Source organism: uncultured Sulfitobacter sp. (assembly GCF_947499945.1).
GTDB lineage: Bacteria > Pseudomonadota > Alphaproteobacteria > Rhodobacterales > Rhodobacteraceae > Sulfitobacter.
This window is the reverse complement of record NZ_CANMQD010000017.1, coordinates 1-4,690: the sequence shown is the minus strand read 5'-3', so window position 1 is coordinate 4,690 and position 4,690 is coordinate 1. Positions and strand designations below refer to the sequence as shown.

Sequence of the window (4,690 nt, the reverse complement as noted above, 5' to 3'; positions counted from 1 at the left end):
ATTACAGGAGGGTAGAGGCCGCACTCATCGCCAGCTCTCTTGCTTTTTACAGTAAGCGACAAAGGCGGCTCCTGCGTTTTGTGGTGGGTTGCCCCTGCTTGTAGCGTCCTGCGCAAAGTCCACCCAGTTTGCGCGCAGGGCATGGTAGTCCCAGCCCTTCTCCCGTGCGATCTCTCGTGCCTTTTCCTCGGCCCATTCGGGCAATGCAATGTCGGCTATTGTGGTGATGCGGTTTTGGCGTGGTCGGAAGATGACAAGATCGTCGGCAGTCAATTCGAGTTGGTAGAAGGGTAGGTGATCGTTCTCAATAATTTGGCGGATATTGAGCCTAAATTTCTTAAGAGGGGCGTTGCTGCCTGTCTTGTCTTGAAGGTTTGCAAGCTTGATATGCCAGCGTTTTTGATTGCCACAGTGCTTGCGTGCGATTTCGTAGATACGGCGTTCTAGTGGTCGGCGGAGGCGGAAATAATCTTCTGAAATACTAACGACTTCGTTCGCTTCGATCGCGCGCATAAACCAATCGGACAGAACGACCTCGCAGTAGTCGAGCCGCCATTCGCCCTCTTCGCGCATTACGTATCCGCCTTCATCAATCAGGCTGAATATGCGGACTTCCTTTTTGCTACCAGTGCGGATGCTGGTTTTGAACTGGGTGCCTTGCAGGCGCTGAAAGGCCTTCTCAACGCGCTTGTATTCGCGACCATCTGTGTTGCGGTTAGTTGCCATCATCAACTCTCTGGCGCTGAATCTGACGCGCTTGCCGATCTTCTCGCCACGGTTCTTTCGGTGCATCAACTGGCTGATGCAGAAGATGAGAATATCCTTGTCCTTGATTGATGGTAGGCCAAGACTCGACGGGATGATCTCAAGGCTATTCTCGCCGCTCTTGTAGAGCAGATGACGCATGTCCGGCTTGGTCGCCAATGAGAACATGGGGTGTTCCATCGAGGCGGTATCATCTTTTGGAACGACATCTGAGATATCGAGGATGAAGAAGTCTTTTTGAGGGTGTCGGTCAGGTAAAAGGGCCATGCTGAACCTTAACCGATGTTCGTGTTATCAGGAACCGAAAAGTTCGTGCTATCAGGAACCCACTTTGAAGGGTTTTCGGTTCGTGCCTTTCGGAACCAAAGTTCGTGCCTTTCGGAACCAAAGTTCGTGCCTTTCGGAACCGTGTGGATAAGTTAAATTTATTAGATCAAAAGGTTAGGCCTGTTTTTGAGGCTGGTAACACTACTCCGTAGGTAACACTATTAACACTAGAGAGTTTTGAACTTCATAGTCCGGAATGTCAGTGAAATGCGGCGAGAGCGATGATGTTTCTGTCCAGCAATGACATCGCTCTTTCGCGGTTTAATGCCATGAGTCCATAAATGCCGAGCATCATTCTTCAAAACTAACAAACTCGCAGGTTGGAGATGTAAGTCCATTTGCTGAGAATAGGTCTGAGACGCAAACCGCATCACACAGGCCGAAAGGAGGCTCAGAGAAGCTATCGTCGCTCCAAAGCAGGGTTGGCAGTCGATATGAGCTGAAATGCCCTGTCCGGGCTTATATTCGTTAATGATAACTTGATCCGGAACAGCTTGGAAATGGCCCTCTGCGGTCAATCGTTCCGCCATCTGCTGGAACAACTCGGGCAATGGCCCGAGGTAATCCTCCCTTAGGGCCTGCCGCGCTTTGTAATCGTAGCGATAGCCGTAGTGCTGCACTCGCCGCTTCAGATCTGTACGCCAAGGGGCTGCGTCGATTAATCGGGCGAGTTCCTCGGCCTTATTTTCAGAGATGTAGTTTTTGAGATAAGTTAACCCGTTCGGCCACTCATTTTGAAAAAATGAAAGTTGTGTGGCCATGAGAGGTGCCTCCTTGGCTCTGGTGTTGGCCGCATCTTGGTTAATGGCTGGTTAACGCAAGGCGGTTCTAGGCCCTGAGAGCCCCTGAGAGGGCTGTCAGGCGGCTTTGTAGGTGTTCTGCATCGGTTAGCCTCAGAAAGCATCATTTCGGTTGTGTGAGGGTGGCAGGAAATAGCAACGTATGACATTTGTGACAAATGACCCGTAGACTCGATCACACAACCCGCCAATCAATCGCCAAGAAGGTGCGCGAAGGCGTTCGTCCGCAGGTGCTTGCCCGCGAATACGGCGTCACGGTGCGCACGGTTTATCGCTGTGCGCAGCTTATGCGGGACATTCAGATCGAGAGAGGCAGTAGGACCGAAGTGATCGTGTGCCGCGTCTCACCTGCTGACCTCGCCCAGTTTGACGCCAAGCTGAAAGAGGCTGGCATCCGTAACCGCAGCGAAGCGCTGCGCAACGTGATCCGCAATACGGGCGGCATGGCAATGCCCGATGCGAATCTGGCTGAGGCGTTGCTATCCATGAAAGGGGCGCTGAACAAGGTTGGCAACAACGTGACGCAGATTGCCAAGCGGATGAACGATGCGAAGAACAAAGGACAGCCCTTGCCGTTTGCAGAGGAGGACCTGATGGAAATGCGCCATCTCGCGGGGTTTATTCTGGATTTCGCAGACGAGGCCGACCTTATGGCAAGGGGCCGCAGGGCTGCTTTGGAGCTGAAGATTTCTGACGAGCTGAGGCGCATGGCTGAACGCGGTGTGTAATACCTGCCCAGATAAGCTCTGGTAATACTTTTCCTCCATAGGTATTATAAAGTGATACCTATGGAGGAAAAGCCATGCCAACACCCGTTGCCGTTAAGCTGGACGAAGATGTCCACAGCCGCGTGAAAGTCCTCGCCGAGGCGCGGGATAGATCCCCGCATTGGATGATGCGCGAGGCGATTGCCCAATACGTCGAGCGCGAGGAAAAGCGCGAGGCGTTCCGCCAGGACGGTATCCGCGCTTGGAACGCCTATCAGGAGACCGGGCTGCATGTGACACATGCCGAGGCGGATACTTGGCTGGCCCAGCTTGCCGCTGGTGACGATCAGGAGCCGCCTGAGTGCCACAACTGATCTGGTCGCCCGAGGCGCTGGCAGATGTGCAGCGCCTCTATCGTTTCCTTGCCGAGAAGAACCCCGATGCTGCCAGACGTGCGGCAAGCGCGATCCGTGATGGGATGCAAATCATTGCAGACCATCCAGATGCCGGCCGTCCTGTTGATGACATGGACCCAGAGTTTCAGGAATGGCCGATCAGCTTCGGCGCCAGCGGCTATGTTGCGCTCTACCGATTGCAGCAAGACGTTGCTGTAGTCCTCGCGGTGCGGCACCAGAAAGAGGTTGGCTATCAACCTTTGTAGACTGCGATAGCATTGTAGCATTCCGAACCGATGTAAATTAGCTCCCTAAGAGGCTGACTGCATCGACCAATCTAGTGCTTTGACTTCGAGTGCCTCATCTCGAAGATAGAAATGAAAATGGCGCGATCCAGCCCCTTCCATCTTGACCCAAAGCGTCGGGTCCATGTCGTCTCGGGTATTCCCTGAGATTTCGTAGAACTCTCCCCATGACGGTGCAAGCCCGCTGAAACGGCACTGTCCGCCGTACCATCCATGATCATTTACAGGTGTAACGCGATACCTCTCGCAGCCTTCGAACCGAACAGTGATTTCGGGTATTTTCTCGTATTGGCGATAGACATAGGGATTTGGCTTCATATGGGCCAAGAGCGTTTGACCCCTCTGTTCAATCTTGAGGCCTACATCGTTCGGATGCGCGTTCCAATCCTCGTTCAAGCGTGTGAACGTAGGCAAATCATCTGTTTTGAAATGCCAAGGCAATTCATCTTTTGGTATCCAAGTTACCCATAGTCGATTTGGATGCTGTGCCAGCGGTCTTAGCTCGTCGGTTGGCTCGTTGACTAATACGCCAACACTGCCACGGACAGCCAGCTTCCAACCCGTCAAGCAACTACGTGTACGCCGTCCATCTACTTGAGCAATGTGCAGGTTGCGGTCTGCCACCCGCAGTACATCCCCTGTTTCTGGAACATGGGTAAGCTGGTCCAGCATGAGGACAGATCGAGGCTTCCCTGATTCATCTGCTGGCAGGCTGAATATGTCGGTTAGGCGACCTTGTGGCTTATGCATGAAAGACCTTTGAACACTATAATTTTTGCAATCCTACATCGCAGACGGCAACCTGTCAGGTGGAGACCCCAAATATCGAAATCTGACAGGCTGTCGTCTGCGATGATCCAGTGGACGGCGTGAGGCACAATCTTTTATGATCTGAGTTAATGTGTTACCCTTTCATATACTAAAAAAGTTACGATGTGAAAGGGGTGGGGTTACGGCATGGAATTATCAGCATCACAGGCGGCGAAGAAAGTTGGGAAAAGCGTACCAACTATCACCAGAGCTATAAAAAAAGGTAAGTTGACGGCAAATCCCCGTGATGGTGGTGGGTGGGTCATCGATGCAGCGGAGCTTTTTCGTGTTTGGCCTGCCGTTTCAAATGAAACTGACGTAACCCCACCAATGTTACGAAGTGAAACACCTATTGAAACCAGCGCGTTAGAGCGTGAAGTTGAACTATTGCGCGAGATGCTGGACGAAACCAAAGCCGACCGTGATAGCTGGAAAGAACAAGCCCAAAAGATCACCGCTGTGATCGAGGATCAGAGCGCCCGAAAGAAGGGTTTCTGGGCGCGTATTACAGGAGGGTAGAGGCCGCACTCATCGCCAGCTCTCTTGCTTTTTACAGTAAGCGACAAAGGCGGCTCCTGCGT

General features: G+C 52.5%; 7 protein-coding genes. 4 read left to right on the top strand and 3 right to left on the bottom strand.

Translation table 11 applies throughout. The annotated features are described in order from the left end of the window. Positions 1-24: 24 nt before the first annotated feature. On the bottom strand, positions 25-1,032 hold the full coding sequence (locus tag Q0775_RS19900) for a replication initiator protein A (RefSeq protein WP_298865382.1): 1,008 nt from the start codon (positions 1,030-1,032) through the stop codon (positions 25-27). 227 nt (positions 1,033-1,259) lie between these two features. Beyond that, positions 1,260-1,853 (bottom strand): alpha-ketoglutarate-dependent dioxygenase AlkB, encoded by a 594-nt coding sequence (locus Q0775_RS19895; RefSeq protein WP_298865379.1) that lies wholly within the window; start codon positions 1,851-1,853, stop codon positions 1,260-1,262. Positions 1,854-2,050: 197 nt separating this feature from the next. Between Q0775_RS19895 and Q0775_RS19890 the strand changes: the two genes are divergently transcribed. The 3 genes from Q0775_RS19890 to Q0775_RS19880 all read left to right on the top strand — a co-directional run bounded on the left by Q0775_RS19890 (position 2,051) and on the right by Q0775_RS19880 (position 3,260). Beyond that, the gene (locus tag Q0775_RS19890; protein ID WP_298865377.1) at positions 2,051-2,620 is read left to right on the top strand and encodes a hypothetical protein; all 570 of its coding nucleotides are present in this window, start codon (positions 2,051-2,053) and stop codon (positions 2,618-2,620) included. Between the two features lie 74 nt (positions 2,621-2,694). Then, positions 2,695-2,973 (top strand): CopG family ribbon-helix-helix protein, encoded by a 279-nt coding sequence (locus Q0775_RS19885; protein WP_298865375.1) that lies wholly within the window; start codon positions 2,695-2,697, stop codon positions 2,971-2,973. Further along, entirely contained in the window at positions 2,961-3,260 is a 300-nt protein-coding gene (locus Q0775_RS19880) for a type II toxin-antitoxin system RelE/ParE family toxin (protein ID WP_298865372.1), read from the top strand. Before Q0775_RS19885 ends, Q0775_RS19880 begins: the two co-directional genes overlap by 13 nt. A 45-nt stretch (positions 3,261-3,305) precedes the next feature. Here Q0775_RS19880 and Q0775_RS19875 read toward each other — a convergent pair whose 3' ends face one another. Beyond that, positions 3,306-4,049, bottom strand: a complete 744-nt coding sequence (locus tag Q0775_RS19875) for a hypothetical protein (RefSeq protein ID WP_298865369.1) — start codon at positions 4,047-4,049, stop codon at positions 3,306-3,308. Between the two features lie 207 nt (positions 4,050-4,256). Between Q0775_RS19875 and Q0775_RS19870 the strand changes: the two genes are divergently transcribed. Further along, positions 4,257-4,628, top strand: coding sequence for a hypothetical protein (locus tag Q0775_RS19870; RefSeq protein ID WP_298865366.1), 372 nt, complete (start codon positions 4,257-4,259; stop codon positions 4,626-4,628). Positions 4,629-4,690: the final 62 nt, after the last annotated feature.

Coding starts and splice junctions, on each gene's coding strand:
- Q0775_RS19890 (WP_298865377.1), top strand. CDS start 2,051: ATGACCCGTAGACTCGATCACACAACCCGCCAATCAATCGCCAAGAAG.
- Q0775_RS19870 (WP_298865366.1), top strand. CDS start 4,257: ATGGAATTATCAGCATCACAGGCGGCGAAGAAAGTTGGGAAAAGCGTA.
- Q0775_RS19885 (WP_298865375.1), top strand. CDS start 2,695: ATGCCAACACCCGTTGCCGTTAAGCTGGACGAAGATGTCCACAGCCGC.
- Q0775_RS19875 (WP_298865369.1), bottom strand. CDS start 4,049: ATGCATAAGCCACAAGGTCGCCTAACCGACATATTCAGCCTGCCAGCA.
- Q0775_RS19895 (WP_298865379.1), bottom strand. CDS start 1,853: ATGGCCACACAACTTTCATTTTTTCAAAATGAGTGGCCGAACGGGTTA.
- Q0775_RS19900 (WP_298865382.1), bottom strand. CDS start 1,032: ATGGCCCTTTTACCTGACCGACACCCTCAAAAAGACTTCTTCATCCTC.